The organism is Pseudomonas sp. (assembly GCF_030147005.1).
Taxonomy (GTDB): Bacteria; Pseudomonadota; Gammaproteobacteria; order Pseudomonadales; family Pseudomonadaceae; genus Aquipseudomonas.
Genome location: NZ_JASLAW010000095.1, coordinates 33,038 through 54,488 on the forward strand (window position 1 = coordinate 33,038; position 21,451 = coordinate 54,488).

Sequence of the window (21,451 nt, forward strand, 5' to 3'; positions counted from 1 at the left end):
AAGCCCGGACTAATAAGATGGCATTGAAATCCCCCGCGTTTCGTAGAAAATTTCCGTTGCTGGTAACCGGCAGTCTGCTGGCCTTGCAACCTTTCGCCACCTCATTCGTGGTCGCCGCGGAACAGTATGACTGCTCAGTCTCTGCTTCGGGTGCCTGGGATTGCGCGCCGAAGACCGCCGCCGCCCCATTGCCACCGCGTCCGGTGCATGACGGTTCTGCCGTCAGCTCGGCCAACAGCACGCCGCAAGGCGAGGCTGGCGGCAGCGTCGACGCCGAGCCCAAGACCATGCTGGTCACCGAAGCCAAGGGCCGTGGGCTGCGTTCGCGCAGCAAAGACTACAGCCACCTGGACTGGGTGCCTCGCGAGAAGCTGACCGCAGCGCAACTGGCCGAAACCGGCCCGTACTGCGGCGGTGCCTACATCGAGCCGACTCGTCCAGGCATGAACGACAAGACGAACAAGAGCGATGCGCCGACCTTCATCGGTGCCAAGGCCTCTCGTTACGAGCAGGAACAGCAGGTTGCCACATTGGCCGGTGACGTCGTCATGCGCCAGGGCAGCATGCAGTTGGAGTCCGACGAAGCCAACCTGTACCAGGCCGAGAACCGTGGCGAGCTGGCCGGCAACGTGCGTTTGCGCGACAACGGTGCGCTGATCGTGGGCGACCGTGCCCAGGTCCAGCTCGATACCGGCGCCGCCCAGATCGACAACGCCGAATACGTGATGCACAAATCACGCATCCGCGGTAACGCGCTGTACGCCAAGCGCGCCGAGAACGCGATCATCCGTCTCAAGGACGGTACTTACACCACCTGCGAGCCGGACAGCAACGCCTGGCAGCTCAAGGGCAACAACATCACGTTGAACCCGGCCACCGGTTTCGGTACGGCCACCAACGCGACGTTGCGGGTCAAGAACATCCCGATTCTGTACACCCCTTACATCTACTTCCCGATTGACGACCGTCGTCAGTCAGGCTTCCTGCCGCCGAGCTTCAGCACCGGCAGTGAGACTGGGTTTACGCTGGTGACACCGTACTACTTCAACCTGGCACCGAACTACGACGCCACGTTGTACCCGCAATACATGACCAAACGCGGCTTGTTGATGGAAGGCGAATTCCGCTACCTGACCAAGTCGAGTGAAGGGCAGTTTGGTGGGGCGTACCTGAACGACGATAACGACGAGCGCAAGAATCAGACCGACTACGAAAAAACCCGCTATATGCTCAATTGGCAGCACAGAGGTGGGTTGGATTCGCGCCTGACGTCCCAGGTGGATTACACCCGGATCAGCGATCCTTATTACTTCCAGGATTTGAAGTCGTTTGAGGAAGGAGTTGAGAGCCAGGATGCTCTCAACCAGCAGGGCTCCTTGACGTATCGGGGCGACTCTTATCAGGCCCGCTTGAACGTCCAGTCCTATCAACTGGCAACAATCACTCAAATCACACCGTATGATCGGTTGCCGCAGCTCACCCTGAACGGCCAACTGCCATTTCATCCGGGCGGCCTGGACTTCAGCTATGAAACTGAGGCCGTCCGCTTTGATCGGGATCTGGAGAACGGTAACTTTACCGATGAAAACGGACTCGTGACGCGTCGTCTCGATACCAACGTTACCGGCCTTACCCGAGCAAACGGTACACGCCTGAACCTGGCTCCAGCCGTGTCGTATCCGATGAACTGGTCCTACGGCTTCTTGACGCCGAAGTTGAAGTACGTCTATACCAAGTATGATCTTGACCTTGACGGTACAGGCAAGTCGCAATTGCCAGCAAACCAGAAATTTGAAAGCGCGCAAGATCGCGCCGTCCCTATCGCGAGCATCGACAGCGGCTTGTACTTCGACCGTAAAACCAATTGGTTCGGTAAGGACTACAACCAAACCCTCGAACCTCGTGCGTTCTACCTCTACGTACCGAATAAAGACCAAACCGAGATCCCTGTTTTCGATACCAGCGAAAACTCGTTCAGCTACTCATCGCTGTTCCGTGATAACCGCTTCAGCGGCTCTGACCGGATCGGTGACGAGAACAAGCTGTCCTTTGGCCTTACTAGCCGTTGGATCGAGGAAAATGGCTTTGAACGCCAGCGCGCCTCCATCGGCCAAGCGATGTACTTCAAGGACCGCGAAGTCCAATTGCCAGGCGTCGACGCCAAGACGCGTGATGATGCGCATTCCAACGTTTCGCCAATTGCATTGGAATACGAGTTCCGCTTCAACCGCGACTGGCGCGCCACTGCCGACTACAACTGGGATACCGACAGTCATAGCGCCCGCTCTGGCAGTGCGATGTTCCATTACCAGCCGGAAGACAACCCGAACAAGGTCGTCAACCTCGGCTATCGCTATCGCAACGACCAGGTTGTTTACAACCAACTGACCGGCAAATGGCAGTTTGGTGGCGACTTCGGCCAGGAGGGTGATACGAACTTCGTGAAGGATTACTACAAAATCCAACAACACGACTTCTCGATGATGTGGCCGATCGTTCCGCAGTGGAACCTGATCACCCGCTGGCAGTATGACTATGCCCGCAACCGCACGCTGGAAGCCTTCGGTGGTTTCGAGTACGACAACTGCTGCTGGAAGCTTCGTGTCATCAACCGTTACTGGGTTTCCAACGACGAATATACGCAGCTCGCCCCTCAGAACGAAAAGGGTGACCACGGGCTCTTCTTCCAGATCGTCCTCAAAGGACTCGGCGGCCTGACCGGCGCCAAGGTAGAGAGCTTCCTCGACAAAGGCATTGAAGGTTATCGTGAACGTGAAGACAAAGCTTTCTGAGTGTTTGCGCCCGCTAGTGCTGGGCGCGCTGTTCCTGGGTGCCGCATCGGCGCATGCCGCGGTGCAACAGCTGGATAAAGTAGCGGCGATCGTCGATAACGACGTGATCATGCAGAGCCAGCTGGACCAACGGGTCAAGGAAGTTCAGCAAACCATCGCCAAGCGTGGCGGTGGTGTACCGCCGACCAGCGTCCTGGAACCTCAGGTGCTGGAACGTCTGATCGTCGAAAACCTGCAACTGCAGATCGGCGAACGGTCCGGCATCCGTATTTCGGACGAAGAGCTGAACCAGGCCGTCGGTACCATCGCTCAACGCAACAACATGAGTATCGATCAGTTCCGCGCAGCCCTGGCGCACGATGGCCTGTCCTATGAGGACGCTCGTGACCAGATCAAGCGTGAAATGATCATCAGCCGTGTACGCCAGCGTCGCGTAGCGGAGCGGGTTCAGGTGTCGGAGCAGGAAGTGAAGAACTTCCTGGCCTCGGACCTGGGCAAGATGCAACTCTCCGAAGAGCTGCACCTGGCCAACATCCTGATCCCAACGCCAGACAGCGCCAACGCCGAGCAGCTTAATGCCGCCGCGGCCAAGACCAAGGCGATCTACGACCGCCTCAAGGCTGGTGCTGACTTCGCTCAAATGGCGATTGCCCAGTCCGGTAGCGACAACGCACTCGACGGCGGTGACATGGGCTGGCGTAAAGCCGCTCAACTGCCCCCCCCGTTCGACCGCGAGCTCAGTGCCATGAATGTGGGTGACATTACCCAGCCGGCACGCACCCCAGGCGGTTTTATCATTCTCAAGCTGCTGGGCAAGCGCGGCGGCGAGACCTCGCTCAAAGACGAAGTACACGTTCGTCACATCCTGGTCAAACCAAGCGAAATCCGCACCGAAGCACAAACCAAAGAGCTGGCCCAGAAGATCTATGACCGCATCGAAAACGGTGAAGACTTCGCCACCCTGGCCAAGAGCTTTTCGGAAGACCCGGGTTCTGCCCTCAACGGCGGCGACCTGAACTGGATCGATCCGAAAGCCCTGGTGCCCGAGTTCCAGCAGGTGATGGCCGATACGCCGCAAGGCGTGCTGTCCAAACCCTTCAAGACCCAATACGGCTGGCATGTGCTGGAAGTCCTTGGCCGTCGCGCCACCGACAACACCAACCAGGCCCGCGAGCAACAAGCCTTGACCGTTCTGCGTAACCGCAAGTACGACGAAGAGCTGCAAACCTGGTTGCGTCAGATCCGTGACGAAGCCTACGTAGAAAACAAGCTGCCAGGCGCCGAGCAAACAGGCACCGACCAGGCAGTGCAGTGAAACCCCAGCGTTTCGCGGTAACACCCGGTGAGCCGGCCGGCATTGGTCCAGACCTGTGCCTGCTGCTCGCCTCGCAACCCCAGCCACATCCCCTGATTGCCATTACCAGCCGCGACCTGCTCCTTGAGCGGGCCGCGCAACTGGGTGTGGCCGTCAATCTGCTGAGCGTCGCACCGGGCAACTGGCCAGACCTGCCAGCTCCGCCGGGCAGCCTGTATGTGTGGGACACCCCCCTGCAAGCCAAGGTAGTCGCCGGGCGACTGGACACGGCCAATGCGGCCTTTGTGCTGGAAACCCTGACCCGCGCCGGCCAAGGCTGCATCGACGGCGATTTCGCCGGCATGATCACCGCCCCCGTACATAAAGGCGTGATTAACGAATCCGGTATTGCCTTTTCCGGCCATACCGAATTCCTCGCCGAACTCACCCATACCGAACAAGTGGTAATGATGCTGGCCACCCGTGGCCTTCGCGTCGCTCTGGTCACCACCCATCTGCCGCTGCGCGATATCGCTGACGCCATCACCGCCGAGCGTATAGAACGCGTCACGCGTATCCTGCACGCCGATCTGCAACACAAATTCGGCATTGCCCAACCGCGCATCCTGGTCTGTGGGCTCAACCCTCACGCCGGTGAAGGCGGCCATTTGGGCCATGAAGAAATCGACATCATTGAACCGACATTAGAGCGTCTGCGCCAAGAAGGCATGGACCTGCGCGGCCCACTGCCTGCAGACACTCTGTTTACCCCCAAATATCTGGAGCACTGCGACGCAGTGCTGGCGATGTACCATGACCAGGGGCTGCCCGTGCTGAAATACAAAGGCTTCGGCGCCGCAGTCAACGTGACACTGGGCCTGCCGATCATCCGCACCTCCGTCGACCATGGCACTGCCCTGGACCTGGTGGGCAGCGGCAAGATCGATACCGGCAGCCTGCGTGTGGCCCTGGAAACCGCCTATCAGATGGCCGAGACCCGTATATGACCGAGCATTACCAACACCGGGCGCGCAAGCGCTTCGGGCAAAACTTCCTGCACGACGCTGGCGTGATCGACCGCATTCTGCGCTCTATCCATGCAAAACCCTGCGACCGCCTGCTGGAAATCGGCCCAGGCCAAGGCGCATTGACCCAAGGCCTGCTGGCCAGCGGCGGTCAACTGGACGTGGTTGAGCTGGATAAGGACCTGATCCCGATCCTCAACCAGCAGTTTGCCGACAAGCCCAACTTCAATCTGCACCAGGGCGACGCTTTGAAGTTCGACTTCAACAGCCTGAATGCCGCGCCTAACAGCCTGCGAGTAGTGGGCAACCTGCCGTACAACATCTCCACACCGCTGATTTTCCACCTGTTGAATAACGCCGGCATCATCCGTGACATGCACTTCATGCTGCAAAAGGAAGTGGTGGAACGCTTGGCTGCCGGCCCAGGTGGCGGTGACTGGGGCCGTCTGTCGATCATGGTTCAGTACCACTGCCGCGTCGAACACCTGTTCAACGTCGGCCCTGGCGCGTTCAACCCACCACCGAAGGTCGACTCGGCCATCGTGCGCCTGGTGCCCCATGCCGTACTGCCGCACCCGGCCAAGGACCACAAACTGCTTGAGCGCGTCGTGCGCGAGGCGTTCAACCAACGCCGCAAGACCCTGCGCAATACGCTCAAGGCACTGCTGAGCAATGCTGAAATCGAAGCGGCTGGTATTGACGGCAGCCTGCGCCCCGAGCAACTGGACCTGGCCGCATTCGTGCGCCTGGCCGACCAGCTTGCGATCCAGCCCGTCACAGCAACGGAATAAACAAATGTGGAGCGGGATTGCCCGCGATAGCGGTGTATCAGTCAACATTTGCAAACTGACACGCCACCATCGCGGGCAAGCCGCTCCCACATTTTGAATGCGTTGCACCGGTCATCTCGCAGGCCGTCACCCAGACACATGTCTGGCCTAGTGCCCTCCTCTTGGCCTAGACTGATCCGCATCTGCTGTCCTCCGCTTTTGCTTTTAAGGCCTCTTGCATGTCCGATCCTCGTTACCAGATCGACGTAAGCGTCGTCACCCGCTTCCTGGCGGACCAATCGCAACCTGAACACAACCGCTTTGCCTTTGCTTACACCATCACGGTGAAAAACAACGGGCTGGTGCCGGCCAAGCTGCTGTCACGCCACTGGGTGATCACCGACGGTGACGGTCAAGTCGAAGAAGTACGCGGCGCGGGTGTCGTCGGCCAGCAACCGTTGATCGACATCGGCGCCAGCCATACCTACAGCAGCGGTACGGTGATGGCCTCCAAGGTCGGCACTATGCAAGGCTCGTATCAAATGAAAGCTACCGACGGCAAATTGTTCGACGCGATCATCAAGCCCTTCCGCCTGGCCGTGCCCGGAGCCCTGCACTGATGGCGACGTATGCGGTCGGTGACCTGCAAGGCTGCCTGGAGCCCCTCAAGTGCCTGCTCGAACGCGTCAGCTTCGACCCGGCCAACGATCGTCTGTGGCTGGTCGGCGATTTGGTCAATCGTGGCCCACAGTCTCTGGAAACCTTGCGTTACCTCTATAACCTGCGCGATTCGCTGGTATGCGTACTGGGTAACCATGACCTGCACCTGCTCGCGGCCGGCCATAACATCGAACGCCTGAAAAAGGGCGATACCCTGCGGGAAATCCTCGAAGCACCGGATCGCGCCGAGCTGCTCGACTGGCTGCGTCGGCAAAAAATCATGCATTACGACGAAAGCCGCAATATGGCCCTGGTCCATGCAGGTATTCCGCCCCAGTGGACATTGAAAAAAGCCCTCAAATGCGCAGCCGAAGTCGAAAGCGCCCTGGCCGATGACAACCTGTACACCGCCTACCTCGACGGCATGTACGGCAACGAGCCGCTGAAGTGGGACAACGACCTCACCGGCGTCACGCGTCTGCGGGTGATCACCAATTATTTCACGCGCATGCGCTTCTGCACCGCCGAGGGCAAACTCGACCTCAAAAGCAAGGAAGGCGCCGACAGTGCGCTGCCTGGCTATGAGCCCTGGTTTGCTCACAAGGAACGCAAAATCCGCGACACGAAAATCATCTTTGGTCACTGGGCGGCCCTGGAAGGCAAGTGCGACGAGCCCGGTGTTTTCGCCCTCGACACCGGCTGCGTGTGGGGCGGCGCCATGACCCTGATGAACATCGACACCGGCGAGCGCATCAGCTGCCAGTGCGAATCCCCCCTGCCCACTACACAGCCGGCCGCCGCCAAGCCATAGGAGCCCGCCATGACAGAATTCAAACGTATCCCTCCCGAACAAGCCCAGATACTGCGCGAGCAAGGCGCTGTGGTCGTCGATATCCGTGACCAGCCAACGTATGCCGCGGCCCATATCAGCGGAGCCCAGCATCTGGACAACGTCAACATTGCCGACTTCATCCGCGCCGCCGACCTAGACGCGCCGGTGATCGTGGCGTGTTACCACGGTAATTCCAGTCAAAGCGCTGCGGCCTACCTGGCCAGCCAAGGCTTCTCTGACGTCTATAGCCTGGACGGCGGCTTTGAGCTGTGGCGTACGACTTATCCTGCGGAAATTTCTTCAGGCGATTCGCAATAATTTTTTTCACACCCCGCTACCCCGCGTACCACTTGGGCTTGCGCCGTTTCTGACGAACGGCGCCGCCAAACTAATTACGCATCACGCCTTGACCTCCCCGATTCCGAACTATCCTTAAGCGCAGGCCATCCAAATCAGGGGAGAGCCGGTACACCGGCGGGCGGGTCATCGGTAGCGTTTAAGGGTGTTCTGGGGGGAAAACAGCCATTGGCGAACGTCAATGACTGCCAGCATCGACTGATTGATCCGTCGTCGGCTCCACGTATCGAGCGAGGTGACGACGTCATGAGTATCTTTAGCCACTTCCAACAACGTTTCGAGTCCACACAACAGGAAGAACTCACGCTTCAAGAGTATCTCGAGCTGTGCAAACGGGACCGCAGCACCTACGCGTCTGCCGCAGAACGCCTGCTGCTGGCGATTGGCGAGCCGGAGCTGGTAGACACCTCGAACAATTCGCGCCTGTCGCGGATATTCTCCAACAAGGTGATCCGGCGTTACCCGGCCTTTGAAGACTTCCACGGAATGGAAGAATGCATCGACCAGATCGTCTCCTACTTCCGCCATGCTGCCCAAGGCCTGGAGGAGAAGAAACAGATCCTCTACCTGCTCGGCCCCGTTGGCGGCGGCAAGTCGTCCCTGGCCGAAAAACTCAAACAACTGATCGAAAAAGTGCCCTTCTACGCAATCAAGGGCTCTCCAGTGTTCGAATCGCCCCTGGGCCTGTTCAACGCCACCGAAGATGGCGCGATCCTCGAAGAAGACTTCGGTATCCCGCGGCGCTACCTCAATACCATCATGTCGCCCTGGGCCACCAAGCGCCTGGCCGAGTTTGGTGGCGATATCAGCCAGTTCCGTGTGGTCAAACTCTACCCGTCGATTCTCAACCAGATCGGCGTCGCCAAGACTGAGCCGGGCGACGAAAACAACCAGGACATTTCGGCGCTGGTGGGCAAGGTCGATATTCGCAAACTGGAAGAATTCCCGCAGAACGACGCCGACGCTTACAGTTACTCGGGCGCGCTGTGCCGGGCCAACCAGGGGCTGATGGAGTTCGTGGAGATGTTCAAGGCGCCGATCAAGGTGCTGCACCCGCTGCTTACGGCCACCCAGGAAGGTAACTACAACAGTACCGAAGGCCTGGGCGCGATTCCGTTCACCGGTATCCTGCTGGCCCACTCCAACGAATCGGAGTGGCACACCTTCCGCAACAACAAGAACAACGAAGCCTTCATCGACCGTATCTACATCGTCAAGGTGCCGTACTGCCTGCGGGTCAGCGATGAAATCAAGATCTACGACAAACTGCTGTTCAACAGCTCCCTGGCCAAGGCCCATTGCGCACCCGACACCCTGAAGATGCTCGCGCAGTTCACCGTGCTGTCGCGCCTCAAGGAGCCGGAGAACTCGAATATCTACTCGAAAATGCGCGTGTACGATGGTGAGAACCTCAAGGACACCGATCCCAAGGCCAAATCGATCCAGGAATACCGCGACACGGCGGGCGTCGATGAAGGCATGAACGGGCTGTCGACGCGCTTCGCGTTCAAGATCCTTTCCAAGGTTTTCAACTTCGACCCCCACGAGATCGCCGCCAACCCGGTGCACCTGTTGTACGTGCTGGAGCAGCAGATCGAACAGGAACAATTCCAGGCCGAAACCCGCGAGCGCTATCTGCGCTTCCTCAAGGAATACCTGGCGCCGCGCTACATCGAGTTCATCGGCAAGGAAATCCAGACCGCCTACCTGGAGTCGTACAGCGAGTACGGCCAGAACATCTTCGACCGCTACGTGCTGTACGCCGATTTCTGGATTCAGGACCAGGAATACCGCGACCCGGAAACCGGCGAAATCCTCAACCGCGTGGCGCTCAACGAGGAGTTGGAGAAGATCGAGAAACCCGCCGGCATCAGCAATCCGAAGGATTTCCGCAACGAAATCGTCAACTTCGTGCTGCGCGCCCGCGCCAATAACAACGGCAAGAATCCAACCTGGCTCAGCTACGAGAAGCTGCGGGTGGTGATCGAGAAGAAGATGTTCTCCAACACCGAGGACCTGCTGCCGGTTATCAGCTTCAATGCCAAGGCCAGCAAAGAGGATCAGCAAAAACACAACGACTTCGTCACACGAATGGTCGAGCGCGGCTACACCGACAAACAGGTACGACTGCTCTCCGAGTGGTACCTGCGGGTGCGCAAATCGCAGTAAGGCAGCGACAGGCGCTCACTGCCAGGCATTCCGCCTGGCAGTCGACCGCTTGTCCTTAAGCTTCCAGCTCGCGGCTTGAAGCTTGTAACGTGAAGCTGCCCGGAGGGCTCCCCATGAGCTATGTGATCGACCGACGCCTCAATGGCAAGAACAAGAGCACGGTAAACCGCCAGCGTTTCCTGCGGCGTTACCGTGACCACATCAAAAAGGCCGTTGAAGAGGCCGTCAGCCGCCGTTCCATCACCGACATGGAACATGGCGAACAAATCAGTATTCCCGGACGCGACATCGACGAACCCGTGCTGCATCACGGCCGGGGCGGTAAACAGACGGTGGTGCACCCCGGCAACAAGGAATTCACCACGGGTGAACACATTCCACGTCCTCAAGGTGGCGGTGGAGGCAAGGGCGCGGGCAAGGCCGGCAACTCCGGCGAAGGAATGGACGAATTCGTCTTCCAGATCACCCAGGAGGAGTTTCTCGAATTCATGTTCGAGGATCTTGAATTGCCCAACCTGGTCAAACGCAACCTGACCGGCACCGACACGTTCAAAACCGTGCGTGCGGGTATCAGCAACGAGGGCAACCCGTCCCGTATCAACATCATCCGTACCCTGCGTTCAGCCCACGCCCGACGTATCGCCCTCTCAGGCAGCAGCCGTGCAAAATTGAAGCAGGCGAAGGAAGAGTTGGCCCGCTTGAAGCGCGAAGAGCCGGATAACTTCGGCGATATCCAGGAAATAGAGGCAGAAATCGAGAAACTCAGCGCGCGCATTCACCGCGTGCCTTTCCTCGATACTTTTGACTTGAAGTACAACCTCTTGGTCAAGCAACCCAACCCCAGCTCCAAGGCCGTGATGTTCTGCCTGATGGACGTGTCCGGCTCCATGACCCAGGCCACCAAGGACATCGCCAAACGTTTCTTTATCCTGCTGTACCTGTTCCTGAAGCGAAACTACGACAAGATCGAGGTGGTGTTCATCCGCCATCACACCAGCGCCCGGGAAGTGGACGAAGAAGAGTTCTTCTACTCGCGCGAAACCGGCGGCACCATTGTCTCCAGCGCCCTGAAGCTGATGCAGGAAATCATGGCCGAGCGCTACCCGGCCAATGAATGGAACATCTATGCGGCCCAAGCTTCCGACGGTGACAACTGGAACGATGACTCGCCGATCTGCCGCGACATCCTGATCAACCAGATCATGCCTTTCGTGCAGTACTACACCTATGTCGAAATTACCCCCCGTGAGCACCAGGCGCTGTGGTTCGAATACGAGCGCATCGGCGACGCCTTTGCCGATACGTTCGCCCAACAGCAACTGGTCTCGGCCGGCGATATCTACCCGGTCTTCCGTGAACTCTTCCAGCGCAGGTTAGTGACATGACCGCCAAAAAAGAGCATAAGCGCCAACCTATTTCCACCGGGTCCGAGTGGACCTTTGAACTGATCCAGGCCTATGACCGGGAAATCAGCCGCATCGCGGCGGGTTATGCGCTGGACACTTACCCCAATCAGATCGAAGTGATCACTGCCGAACAGATGATGGATGCCTACGCCTCCGTCGGCATGCCGCTGGGTTATCACCATTGGTCCTATGGCAAACACTTTCTCAGCACCGAAAAGTCCTACACGCGCGGCCAGATGGGGTTGGCCTACGAGATCGTGATCAACTCCGACCCATGCATTGCGTACCTGATGGAAGAAAACACTATTTGCATGCAAGCGCTGGTGGTGGCCCACGCGTGCTATGGGCACAACAGTTTTTTCAAGGGCAACTACCTGTTCCGCACCTGGACCGATGCCAGTTCGATCATCGATTACCTGGTGTTCGCCAAGCAGTACATCATGCAATGCGAGGAGCGCCACGGCATCGACGCGGTGGAGGACTTGCTCGATTCCTGCCACGCCTTGATGAACTACGGCGTTGACCGTTACAAACGCCCCTATCCGATTTCAGCCGAGGAAGAACGCCTGCGCCAAAAGGAGCGTGAAGAACACCTGCAGAAACAGATCAACGATTTGTGGCGCACCATTCCAAAGCGTGCCGATAAAAATAATGACAAGGACAATGCGCGCTTCCCTGCCGAACCACAGGAAAACATCCTGTATTTCCTGGAAAAACATGCGCCGCTGCTGGAGCCATGGCAACGGGAAATTGTGCGAATCGTGCGCAAGATCGCCCAGTACTTTTATCCACAGCGTCAGACTCAGGTGATGAATGAAGGCTGGGCGACGTTCTGGCACTACACGCTGATGAACGACCTGTACGACGAAGGCCTGGTCACCGACGGTTTCATGATGGAGTTCCTCACCTCCCACACCAGCGTAGTGTTCCAGCCCGGGTTCGATAGCCCGTACTACAACGGCATCAATCCCTATGCGTTGGGCTTTGCGATGTACCGGGATATCCGCCGCATGTGCGAGCACCCCACCGACGAAGACCGTCACTGGTTCCCGGAAATCGCCGGCAGCGACTGGCTCTCCACCATCAAGTTCGCCATGAGCAGTTTCAAGGATGAGAGCTTCATCTTGCAGTACCTGTCCCCCCAGGTCATTCGCGACCTCAAGCTGTTCAGCATCATGGATGACGACCTCAAGGATGACCTGGTCGTGCCAGCCATCCATGACGAGCCAGGCTATCGAACTATCCGCGAGACGTTGGCGGCGCAATACAATCTGGGCAACCGCGAACCCAACGTTCAGATCTACAGCATCGACGTGCGGGGGGACCGCTCGCTGACCTTGCGTCACCAGCAGCACGACCGCAAACCCTTGGGCGAATCCACCGAGGAAGTGCTCAAGCATCTGCACCGGCTGTGGGGCTTCGATATCCACCTGGAAACCCTGCAAGGCGACCAGATAATCAAAACCCACCATGTTCCACCGCGAAGCGATCATAACGACAACGACTACGGCCGCTTGGACCTGGCTGTCGTGCATCTCTGAAACGGCAAAGCCTCCATTGGCCAGGCACAGGCGGTATCCTGTGCTGCTAATGGAGGCTTTTTCATGAAAATCTATAAAGTCGGCGGCGCGGTGCGTGATCGTCTGCTGGGCATCAAGGTGACCGATATCGACCGCGTCGTCGTTGGCGCCACCACCGAAGAGATGCATGCCAAAGGCTTCAAGCCGGTCGGTGCTGACTTCCCCGTGTTCCTGGACCCGAAGAACGGCGATGAATACGCCCTCGCCCGCACCGAGCGTAAAAGTGGCAGGGGCTACGGTGGCTTCGTGTTTCACGCCAGCCCCGACGTCACGCTGGAAGAAGACCTGATCCGTCGCGACCTGACCATCAATGCCATGGCCGAAGACGATGACGGCAATCTGACCGACCCCTACCATGGCCAGCGCGACCTGGATGCGCGCATTTTACGCCACGTTTCGCCCGCTTTCGCCGAAGATCCGCTGCGAGTACTGCGCGTTGCGCGGTTCGCCGCGCGCTATGCGCACCTCGGGTTCACCGTGGCTCCTGAAACGCTGGAGCTGATGCGCCAGCTCAGCGAATCCGGCGAACTGGAAGCGTTGACACCGGAGCGCAGCTGGAAGGAAATTTCCCGAGCCCTGATGGAAGATCAGCCCCAGGTGTTTATCCAGGTGCTGCGCGACTGCGATGCGCTGAAAACCCTGATGCCGGAAGTGGACGCGCTGTTCGGCGTACCGCAACCCGAAGCTCATCACCCCGAGATCGACACCGGCCTACATACGTTAAGCGTGCTAGAGCAGGCTGCCTTACACAAACAGCCGCTGACCGTACGGTGGGCGTGCCTGCTGCATGACTTGGGCAAGGGTCTGACGCCTGTGGATAAGTTACCGCAGCATATTGCTCACGAACATCGAGGCTTGAAGCTGATCAAGGCTGTCAATGAACGCTTCAAGGTGCCAAAGGAATGCCAGGAACTGGCGCTGCTGGTGGGCCAATACCACACCCACGGGCATCGAGCCTTGGAGCTGAAGGCTTCGACATTATTGGAGTTGCTGCAAAGTTTCGACGTTTACCGTCGGCCGCAACGCTTTGAGGAGTTTGTGGTCGCCTGCGAGATGGATGCACGGGGCCGCAAGGGTTTTGAACGGCGCAGTTATCCACAGGCCGATTACTTGCGTGGTGCGGCGAAGGCTGCACGCGAGGTAGCAGTGGCGCCCCTGCTGGAGAAAGGCTTCAAAGGCCCAGAGCTGGGCGAGGCGCTCAAGCGCGAACGGCTCAAGGCCCTCAAAACCTACAAGGAGCATTCCTCCCCACAATAAGCTCAGCCCTACAGAAGAGCGTTCGGCGTGAGTTGCTGGCCCTGCCATTCAAACCTGACAGGCGCCAGCACCTGGTCGATTCGCGCATCGCGCCATAGTTCCAACATTGTCTTGCCCGCCTCGGGGTGAATACGATCCGGCGCCATCATCGACAGCGGCCATAACACGAAAGCGTTTTTCAGGATCTCCGCCCGCGGCAGGATCAAACCGTCGAAATTACCCACTAGATCGCCATACAGCAACACGTCGATATCCAGCGGCAGCCCTTTACGATCGGGCGCATAGCGGCCATTTTCGGCCTCGATGAGTTTCAATCGACGGTCCAGCTCCATCAACGGAAGGTCGGTACCGGCCGACACCACCAGATTAAAGAACGGCCCGCTCTTGATACCCACCGGTTGACTTTCGAACACCGCCGAACACCGCATGTCCGTCAAAAAGCTCGCCAGCGCATCGAGTCCCGCACGTAAATTAAGCTCGCGCTCGATATTACTGCCAAGGCCAAGGTAAACCTGAGTCAGCGACATCCGCGCTCGATCTCCACGCCCACACCTTTGGCCGCCGCGACGGCACCCGGCTTGGTCAATTTGAGGTGCAGCCAGGGAATCTGGAATTCACTCATCAGCACGTGCGCCAGGCGTTCGGCGAAGGTTTCCACCAATTGGTATTGGGATTGCTCGGCAAAGGCCTGGATACGCGTGGACACGCTGGCATAATCCAGCGCCAGGGTCAGGTCGTCACCGGCGGCGGCCGGGCGGTTATCCCAGGCGAAGCTCAGGTCCAGGCGCAGGCATTGACGGATTCCGCGCTCCCAGTCGTAGGCTCCGATCACGGTGTCGACTTCCAGGCCTTCGATAAACACTCTGTCCAAGCACTCTTCTCCGCAGCACGACAAGGGCGCGATGCCCCGTTAGAATCAGGGCGTCCTCGCCCGGAATAGTTAGCATGTTTTGGTCACTGGCGATTCTCGCCTACCTGCTCGGCTCGCTGTCCTTTGCCATTTTGCTCAGCCGCCTGACGGGAAATCCCGATCCGCGAATGAGTGGCTCAGGCAATGCCGGTGCCACCAATATGTTGCGCCTGGCGGGCAAGAAGCTCGCCGTGCTGACGCTGCTCGGCGACATCTGCAAGGGCCTGCTGCCCGTGCTGATCGCCAGCTTCGTCGGCCTTACCCTGCAACAGCAGGCCTGGGTGGGCATATGCGCCGTCCTGGGCCACCTGCTCCCCCTCTACTTCCGCTTTCGCGGCGGCAAAGGCGTGGCCACGGCGGCCGGCATGCTGCTGGGGATTTACCCTCCGGCGGCATTGCTGGCGGTGCTCGCCTGGCTGCTGACGTTCTACCTGACCCGTACCAGCTCGTTGGCTGCGCTGATCGCCACACCGCTCACCCTGCCGTTGCTGGCCTGGCAAGAACCGGCGGCGCTGCTGCCGATGAGCGTGCTGACACTGCTGATCGTCTGGCGCCACCGCGGCAATCTACGCGACCTGTTTGCCGGGCGCGAACGGCATTTTTAGTTAGCGTCCACGCTAACCCTTACAACGGCGACAACTGCTCCATCGGCCAACGTGCCTGCACGCTGATCGCCAGGCTTTCATGTTGCCCGGCCTGCAGGCGTTGGCAGCCGGCGTAGGCGATCATTGCGCCGTTGTCGGTGCAGAACTCAGGGCGCGCGTAGAACACGTCCCCCTTCATCTCGCCGAGCATTTTCTCCAACGCGCTGCGCAAGGCCTTGTTGGCACTGACCCCGCCGGCAATCACCAATCGCTTCATGCCTGCCTGCTTCAGGGCGCGCTTGCACTTGATGGTCAAAGTCTCTACCACGGCCTGCTGGAACGCCAGCGCGATGTCGCAACGGGCTTGCTCGCCGTCGTCCCCGGCGCTGACGCTCTGCTGCCAGGTATTCAATGCGGAGGTTTTCAAGCCGCTGAAGCTGAACATCAAACCAGGGCGATCGCACATCGGCCGTGGGAACGTATAACGACCGGCCACGCCTTTTTCGGCGAGGCGGGCGATTTCCGGACCGCCGGGGTAATTGAGCCCCATCATCTTCGCGGTCTTGTCGAACGCTTCGCCAGCGGCGTCGTCCAGCGACTCGCCCAACAACGTGTATTGGCCGATGCCGTCGACCTGAACCAGCTGCGTATGCCCCCCCGAAACCAACAAAGCGACGAACGGGAACGCTGGCGGTGTTTTTTCCAGCATCGGTGCCAGTAAATGGCCCTCCATGTGGTGCACGCCAAGGGCCGGAATACCCCAGGCAAACGCCAGCGCCTGGGCACAGGAAGCCCCAACCAGCAGGGCTCCGACCAATCCCGGGCCTGCGGTATAGGCAATCGCGTCGATCTCGGTCGGCACGCAGCCAGCCTCATTCAACACCTGGCGGATCAACGGCAGCATACGTTTGACGTGATCACGGCTGGCAAGCTCCGGCACCACCCCGCCATAGGCGCGATGCAGGTCGATCTGACTGAACAGCGCATCGGCCAGGAGCCCGCGTTCACTGTCGTAAAGTGCGACACCGGTTTCGTCGCAGGAGGTTTCAAGTCCCAGTACTAGCATGGGTTTGCGCCTTGTAGAGGCTGAATTCGAAGGCGCGCATAATAGTCCCCACTCCCCCTCCCGCCTAGCGGTTTTCGATCAGAGGCTTTGCATTCCTGCCAATGAGGGGTTAACATCCGCAACCCTTAAAAACCGACGACCTCAGCCGCGAATTTTTTGCGACGAGAACGTTGATCCCGGTAATGAAAGAAGGTAGCTCTGGATGCCAGCCGTCAAAGTAAAAGAGAACGAACCCTTCGACGTAGCTCTGCGTCGTTTCAAGCGCTCCTGCGAAAAAGCCGGTGTTCTGGCTGAAGTTCGTAGCCGCGAATTTTATGAGAAGCCAACTTCTGAGCGTAAGCGTAAAGCAGCAGCCGCTGTTAAGCGTCACGCCAAGAAAGTTCAGCGCGAGCAGCGCCGCGCCGTTCGTCTGTACTAATACACAGACGTTCGTAGCAAGCTTCTGCCAAGCCCGGCCCTCAGCCGGGCTGTTGGCATTTGCGGATATCGCTTGATGCTTCATCGTCGACGCCGCACACGCGACCGAGACACCGCTTCACACGTCAGGACTGGCTCTTTTGCCAGCGGTGCACGTCTCTTCTGACGAGCCTAACAAGGCTACTGACGAGCACACCCTATTCTTCAAGCAGACGATCAACTGTGTCGACTGTGCCCATTGATGAGCTTCCGAGACCAACCGCTGGTCAAGACCGGACTCACGGGCAACTTTTATTCGTCGGACACTGATAGAGATTAACGTCAGCGAATGTTCGACAGATACACTCTCTGACATCCCATGCAGACGATAATGATCAGGCACCCTACGTGCGCTTGAACATTTCACGGGCCCTCATTTACACGCAGTGATGACGAGAACGCCATGGCCGGGCTGATTCCCCAGAGCTTTATTGACGACCTTCTTAACCGCACCGACATCGTCGATGTAGTCAGCTCCCGCGTGCAACTGAAAAAAGCCGGCAAGAACTACACCGCCTGCTGCCCGTTCCATAAAGAAAAAACCCCGTCGTTCAGTGTCAGCCCGGACAAGCAGTTCTATTACTGCTTCGGGTGCGGCGCCGGCGGCAACGCCCTCGGCTTCCTGATGGACCACGACAACCTGGATTTCCCCCAGGCCGTCGAGGACCTGGCGAAAGCCGCCGGTATGGAAATCCCCCGCGAAGAAAGTGGCCGTGCGCACAAGCCGCGACAACCCACCGACTCGCCGCTGTACCCGCTATTGACCGCCGCTGCCGACTTCTATCGGCAGGCGCTTAAAACCCATCCGCAGCGCAAAGCCGCTGTCGATTACCTCAAGGGCCGCGGCCTCACCGGCGAAATCGCCCGGGACTTCGGCCTCGGTTTTGCCCCCCCCGGCTGGGACAACCTGTACAAGCACCTGAGCAGCGATACGCTTCAGCAAAAAGCCATGATTGACGCCGGCCTGCTGGTGGAAAACGCCGAGACCGGCAAACGTTATGACCGCTTCCGTGACCGCGTGATGTTTCCGATCCGCGACAGCCGCGGCCGCATCATCGCTTTCGGCGGCCGAGTATTGGGCGACGACAAACCCAAGTACCTGAACTCCCCGGAAACCGCGGTTTTCCATAAAGGCCAGGAACTCTACGGCCTGTTCGAAGCGCGCAAGAACAACCGCAACCTCGACGAGATCATCGTGGTTGAAGGCTATATGGACGTCATCGCCCTGGCCCAGCAGGGGCTGCGCAATGCGGTTGCCACTCTCGGCACCGCCACCAGCGAAGAGCACTTGAAGCGCCTGTTCCGCGTCGTGCCCAGCGTGCTGTTCTGTTTCGACGGCGACCAGGCCGGCCGCAACGCCGCCTGGCGCGCGCTTGAGGCCACGCTGTCGAGCCTGCAGGATGGGCGCCGCGCACGTTTTCTGTTCTTGCCCGAGGGCGAAGACCCGGACACCCTGGTGCGCTCGGAAGGCACCGACGCGTTCCGTGCGCGCATCAATCAACATGCACAGCCGCTGGCGGACTATTTCTTCCAGCAATTGACCGAAGAAGCCGACCCGCGCTCGCTTGAAGGCAAGGCCCATATGGCCACCCTCGCGGCGCCGTTGATCGACAAGGTCCCGGGCGCCAATTTGCGCACCTTGATGCGCCAACGCCTGCTGGAAATTACCGGGCTGAGCGGCGAAGCCGTGAGCCAGCTGGTGCATAGCGCCCCCCAGGATGCGCCACCCGCCTACGATCCAGGCATGGATTACGATGCCATGCCGGATTATTCCGACTTCCAACCGCAGGAGGCGTATACGCCCCAGCAGGATTGGACTCCGAAGAAACCCGGTGCCGGCGGCAAGAAATGGGACAAGAAGCCCTGGAGCAAGAATGGTAAACGCGGTGAGCGCGATGAGGCCTACGCCCCGCGCACTCCGGTTGGCGTAGAAGCGCCGACGCTGATTGCACTGCGCACGCTCATCCATCACCCGCAACTGGCGGGCAAGGTTGAAAGCGCCGATCATTTCGCCAACGAGAGCAACACTTATGCCCAGGTGCTTATCGCCTTGATCGAAGCCGTGCAGAAAAATCCTAAGCTAAACTCAATTCAGCTGATGGCCCGCTGGCATGGCACCGAACAGGGCCGCCTGTTGAGGGCGCTCGCGGAAAAGGAGTGGCTAATTGACGGCGATAACCTTGAACAACAGTTTTTAGACACCATTAATAGGTTATCCGCGGGTCAGCACACACAGACCCTCGATGAGCTCATTAAGAGAGCAAGGCAGCCGGGATTGTCGGCTGAAGAGCAAATTCAGATAGCAAAACAGATGCGCGACCTTTTAAAACAGAACGTTTGCACATCAAACCCGACCTCAGCTGGCGTGTGAGGTCATAGCTCGGGTATAATCCTCGGCTTGTTTTTTGCCCGCCAAGACCTTCAGTGGATAGGGTGTTATGTCCGGAAAAGCGCAACAGCAGTCTCGTATCAAAGAGTTGATCACCCTTGGTCGTGAGCAGAAGTATCTGACTTACGCAGAGGTCAACGACCACCTGCCTGAGGATATTTCAGATCCAGAGCAGGTGGAAGACATCATCCGCATGATTAATGACATGGGGATCCCCGTACACGAGAGTGCTCCGGATGCGGACGCCCTTATGTTGGCCGACGCCGATACCGACGAGGCAGCCGCTGAAGAAGCCGCTGCCGCGTTGGCCGCGGTGGAGACCGACATCGGTCGCACGACTGACCCTGTGCGCATGTATATGCGTGAAATGGGTACCGTCGAGTTGCTGACACGTGAAGGCGAAATCGAAATCGCCAAGCGTATCGAAGAGGGCATCCGTGAAGTGATGGGCGCAATTGCGCACTTCCCTGGCACGGTTGACCACATTCTCTCCGAGTACACTCGTGTCACCACCGAAGGTGGCCGCCTGTCTGACGTCCTGAGCGGTTATATCGACCCGGACGACGGCATTGCGCCTCCTGCCGCTGAAATACCGCCGCCTGTCGATCCGAAGGCAGCGAAAGCGGACGACGACTCCGACGACGACGAGGCTGAAGCCAGCACCGACGACGAAGAAGAAGTCGAAAGCGGTCCAGACCCGGTCATCGCTGCACAGCGTTTCGGTGCGGTTTCCGATCAAATGGAAATCACCCGCAAGGCTCTGAAAAAGCATGGTCGTGGCAACAAGCAGGCAATTGCCGAGCTGCTTGCCCTGGCTGAGCTGTTCATGCCGATCAAGCTGGTACCGAAGCAATTCGAAGGCCTGGTTGAACGCGTTCGTAGCGCCCTTGAGCGCCTGCGTGCACAAGAGCGTGCGATCATGCAGCTCTGTGTCCGTGATGCGCGCATGCCGCGTACCGACTTCCTGCGCCAGTTCCCGGGCAACGAAGTTGACCAAACCTGGAGCGACGCCCTGGCCAAAGGCAAGGCGAAGTACGCCGAAGCCATTGGTCGCCTGCAGCCGGACATCATCCGTTGCCAGCAGAAACTGAGCGCGCTGGAGACTGAAACAGGCCTGACGATTGCCGAGATCAAGGATATCAACCGTCGCATGTCGATCGGTGAGGCTAAAGCCCGCCGCGCGAAGAAAGAGATGGTTGAAGCAAACCTGCGTCTGGTGATCTCCATCGCCAAGAAGTACACCAACCGTGGCCTGCAATTCCTCGACCTGATCCAGGAAGGCAACATCGGCTTGATGAAGGCTGTGGACAAGTTCGAATACCGTCGCGGCTACAAATTCTCGACTTATGCCACCTGGTGGATCCGTCAGGCGATCACTCGCTCGATCGCCGACCAGGCCCGCACCATCCGTATTCCGGTGCACATGATCGAGACCATCAACAAGCTCAACCGTATTTCCCGGCAGATGTTGCAGGAAATGGGTCGCGAGCCGACCCCGGAAGAGCTGGGCGAACGCATGGAAATGCCTGAGGATAAAATCCGCAAGGTATTGAAGATCGCTAAAGAGCCGATCTCCATGGAAACGCCAATTGGCGATGACGAAGACTCCCATCTGGGTGACTTCATCGAAGACTCGACGATGCAGTCGCCAATTGATGTCGCTACCGTTGAGAGCCTTAAAGAAGCGACTCGCGACGTACTCTCCGGCCTCACTGCCCGTGAAGCCAAGGTATTGCGCATGCGCTTCGGCATCGACATGAATACCGACCACACCCTTGAGGAAGTCGGTAAGCAGTTTGACGTGACCCGTGAGCGGATCCGTCAGATCGAAGCCAAGGCGTTGCGCAAGTTGCGCCACCCGACGCGAAGCGAGCATCTGCGCTCCTTCCTCGACGAGTGATACC

Annotated in this window: 18 protein-coding genes; 15 read left to right on the plus strand and 3 right to left on the minus strand. The window is 58.8% G+C overall.

The features are described 5' to 3' along the window. Window positions 1-17: 17 nt before the first annotated feature. The 11 genes from Q1V60_RS08865 to Q1V60_RS08915 all read left to right on the plus strand — a co-directional run bounded on the left by Q1V60_RS08865 (window position 18) and on the right by Q1V60_RS08915 (window position 14,142). Window positions 18-2,792, plus strand: coding sequence for an LPS-assembly protein LptD (locus Q1V60_RS08865; protein ID WP_300629372.1), 2,775 nt, complete (start codon window positions 18-20; stop codon window positions 2,790-2,792). Then, entirely contained in the window at window positions 2,773-4,107 is a 1,335-nt protein-coding gene (locus tag Q1V60_RS08870; protein ID WP_300629374.1) for a peptidylprolyl isomerase, read from the plus strand. Before Q1V60_RS08865 ends, Q1V60_RS08870 begins: the two co-directional genes overlap by 20 nt. Next, the gene (gene pdxA, locus Q1V60_RS08875; RefSeq protein ID WP_300629375.1) at window positions 4,104-5,093 is read left to right on the plus strand and encodes a 4-hydroxythreonine-4-phosphate dehydrogenase PdxA; all 990 of its coding nucleotides are present in this window, start codon (window positions 4,104-4,106) and stop codon (window positions 5,091-5,093) included. The genes Q1V60_RS08870 and pdxA overlap by 4 nt, the downstream gene beginning before the upstream one ends. Further along, complete coding sequence (gene rsmA / locus Q1V60_RS08880) at window positions 5,090-5,902, plus strand: 16S rRNA (adenine(1518)-N(6)/adenine(1519)-N(6))-dimethyltransferase RsmA (protein WP_300629377.1); 813 nt, start codon at window positions 5,090-5,092, stop codon at window positions 5,900-5,902. Before pdxA ends, rsmA begins: the two co-directional genes overlap by 4 nt. Window positions 5,903-6,120: 218 nt before the next feature. Beyond that, window positions 6,121-6,501, plus strand: coding sequence for a Co2+/Mg2+ efflux protein ApaG (gene apaG / locus Q1V60_RS08885; RefSeq protein WP_300629378.1), 381 nt, complete (start codon window positions 6,121-6,123; stop codon window positions 6,499-6,501). Then, window positions 6,501-7,352 (plus strand): symmetrical bis(5'-nucleosyl)-tetraphosphatase, encoded by an 852-nt coding sequence (locus Q1V60_RS08890; RefSeq protein ID WP_300629380.1) that lies wholly within the window; start codon window positions 6,501-6,503, stop codon window positions 7,350-7,352. Before apaG ends, Q1V60_RS08890 begins: the two co-directional genes overlap by 1 nt. A gap of 9 nt (window positions 7,353-7,361) precedes the next feature. Next, on the plus strand, window positions 7,362-7,691 hold the full coding sequence (gene glpE, locus Q1V60_RS08895) for a thiosulfate sulfurtransferase GlpE (protein ID WP_300629381.1): 330 nt from the start codon (window positions 7,362-7,364) through the stop codon (window positions 7,689-7,691). Window positions 7,692-7,976: 285 nt separating this feature from the next. Further along, window positions 7,977-9,899: a PrkA family serine protein kinase gene (locus Q1V60_RS08900; protein ID WP_057723666.1), complete on the plus strand. Its 1,923-nt coding sequence runs from the start codon at window positions 7,977-7,979 to the stop codon at window positions 9,897-9,899. A gap of 113 nt (window positions 9,900-10,012) precedes the next feature. Next, window positions 10,013-11,284 (plus strand): YeaH/YhbH family protein, encoded by a 1,272-nt coding sequence (locus Q1V60_RS08905; RefSeq protein WP_300629384.1) that lies wholly within the window; start codon window positions 10,013-10,015, stop codon window positions 11,282-11,284. Next, window positions 11,281-12,846, plus strand: a complete 1,566-nt coding sequence (locus Q1V60_RS08910; protein WP_300629387.1) for a SpoVR family protein — start codon at window positions 11,281-11,283, stop codon at window positions 12,844-12,846. The genes Q1V60_RS08905 and Q1V60_RS08910 overlap by 4 nt, the downstream gene beginning before the upstream one ends. A gap of 63 nt (window positions 12,847-12,909) precedes the next feature. Then, window positions 12,910-14,142, plus strand: a complete 1,233-nt coding sequence (locus tag Q1V60_RS08915) for a multifunctional CCA addition/repair protein (RefSeq protein ID WP_300629389.1) — start codon at window positions 12,910-12,912, stop codon at window positions 14,140-14,142. 8 nt (window positions 14,143-14,150) lie between these two features. On the opposite strand, the gene folK is transcribed toward Q1V60_RS08915, so the two are convergent. Next, entirely contained in the window at window positions 14,151-14,669 is a 519-nt protein-coding gene (gene folK, locus Q1V60_RS08920) for a 2-amino-4-hydroxy-6-hydroxymethyldihydropteridine diphosphokinase (protein ID WP_300629391.1), read from the minus strand. After that, window positions 14,660-15,013 (minus strand): dihydroneopterin aldolase, encoded by a 354-nt coding sequence (gene folB / locus Q1V60_RS08925; protein WP_300629393.1) that lies wholly within the window; start codon window positions 15,011-15,013, stop codon window positions 14,660-14,662. The genes folK and folB overlap by 10 nt, the downstream gene beginning before the upstream one ends. 74 nt (window positions 15,014-15,087) lie before the next feature. Between folB and plsY the strand changes: the two genes are divergently transcribed. After that, the gene (plsY, locus tag Q1V60_RS08930; protein WP_300629395.1) at window positions 15,088-15,657 is read left to right on the plus strand and encodes a glycerol-3-phosphate 1-O-acyltransferase PlsY; all 570 of its coding nucleotides are present in this window, start codon (window positions 15,088-15,090) and stop codon (window positions 15,655-15,657) included. A gap of 19 nt (window positions 15,658-15,676) precedes the next feature. Here plsY and tsaD read toward each other — a convergent pair whose 3' ends face one another. Beyond that, the gene (tsaD, locus tag Q1V60_RS08935) at window positions 15,677-16,702 is read right to left on the minus strand and encodes a tRNA (adenosine(37)-N6)-threonylcarbamoyltransferase complex transferase subunit TsaD (protein WP_300629397.1); all 1,026 of its coding nucleotides are present in this window, start codon (window positions 16,700-16,702) and stop codon (window positions 15,677-15,679) included. Window positions 16,703-16,904: 202 nt separating this feature from the next. Here tsaD and rpsU point away from each other — a divergent pair, with 202 nt between their 5' ends. The 3 genes from rpsU (at window position 16,905) to rpoD (ending at window position 21,447) form a co-directional block, all read left to right on the plus strand. Next, on the plus strand, window positions 16,905-17,120 hold the full coding sequence (gene rpsU / locus Q1V60_RS08940) for a 30S ribosomal protein S21 (RefSeq protein WP_002551877.1): 216 nt from the start codon (window positions 16,905-16,907) through the stop codon (window positions 17,118-17,120). A 441-nt stretch (window positions 17,121-17,561) separates the two neighbouring features. After that, window positions 17,562-19,529: a DNA primase gene (gene dnaG, locus Q1V60_RS08945; RefSeq protein WP_300629400.1), complete on the plus strand. Its 1,968-nt coding sequence runs from the start codon at window positions 17,562-17,564 to the stop codon at window positions 19,527-19,529. A gap of 67 nt (window positions 19,530-19,596) precedes the next feature. After that, entirely contained in the window at window positions 19,597-21,447 is a 1,851-nt protein-coding gene (gene rpoD / locus Q1V60_RS08950; RefSeq protein ID WP_300629402.1) for an RNA polymerase sigma factor RpoD, read from the plus strand. Window positions 21,448-21,451: the final 4 nt, after the last annotated feature.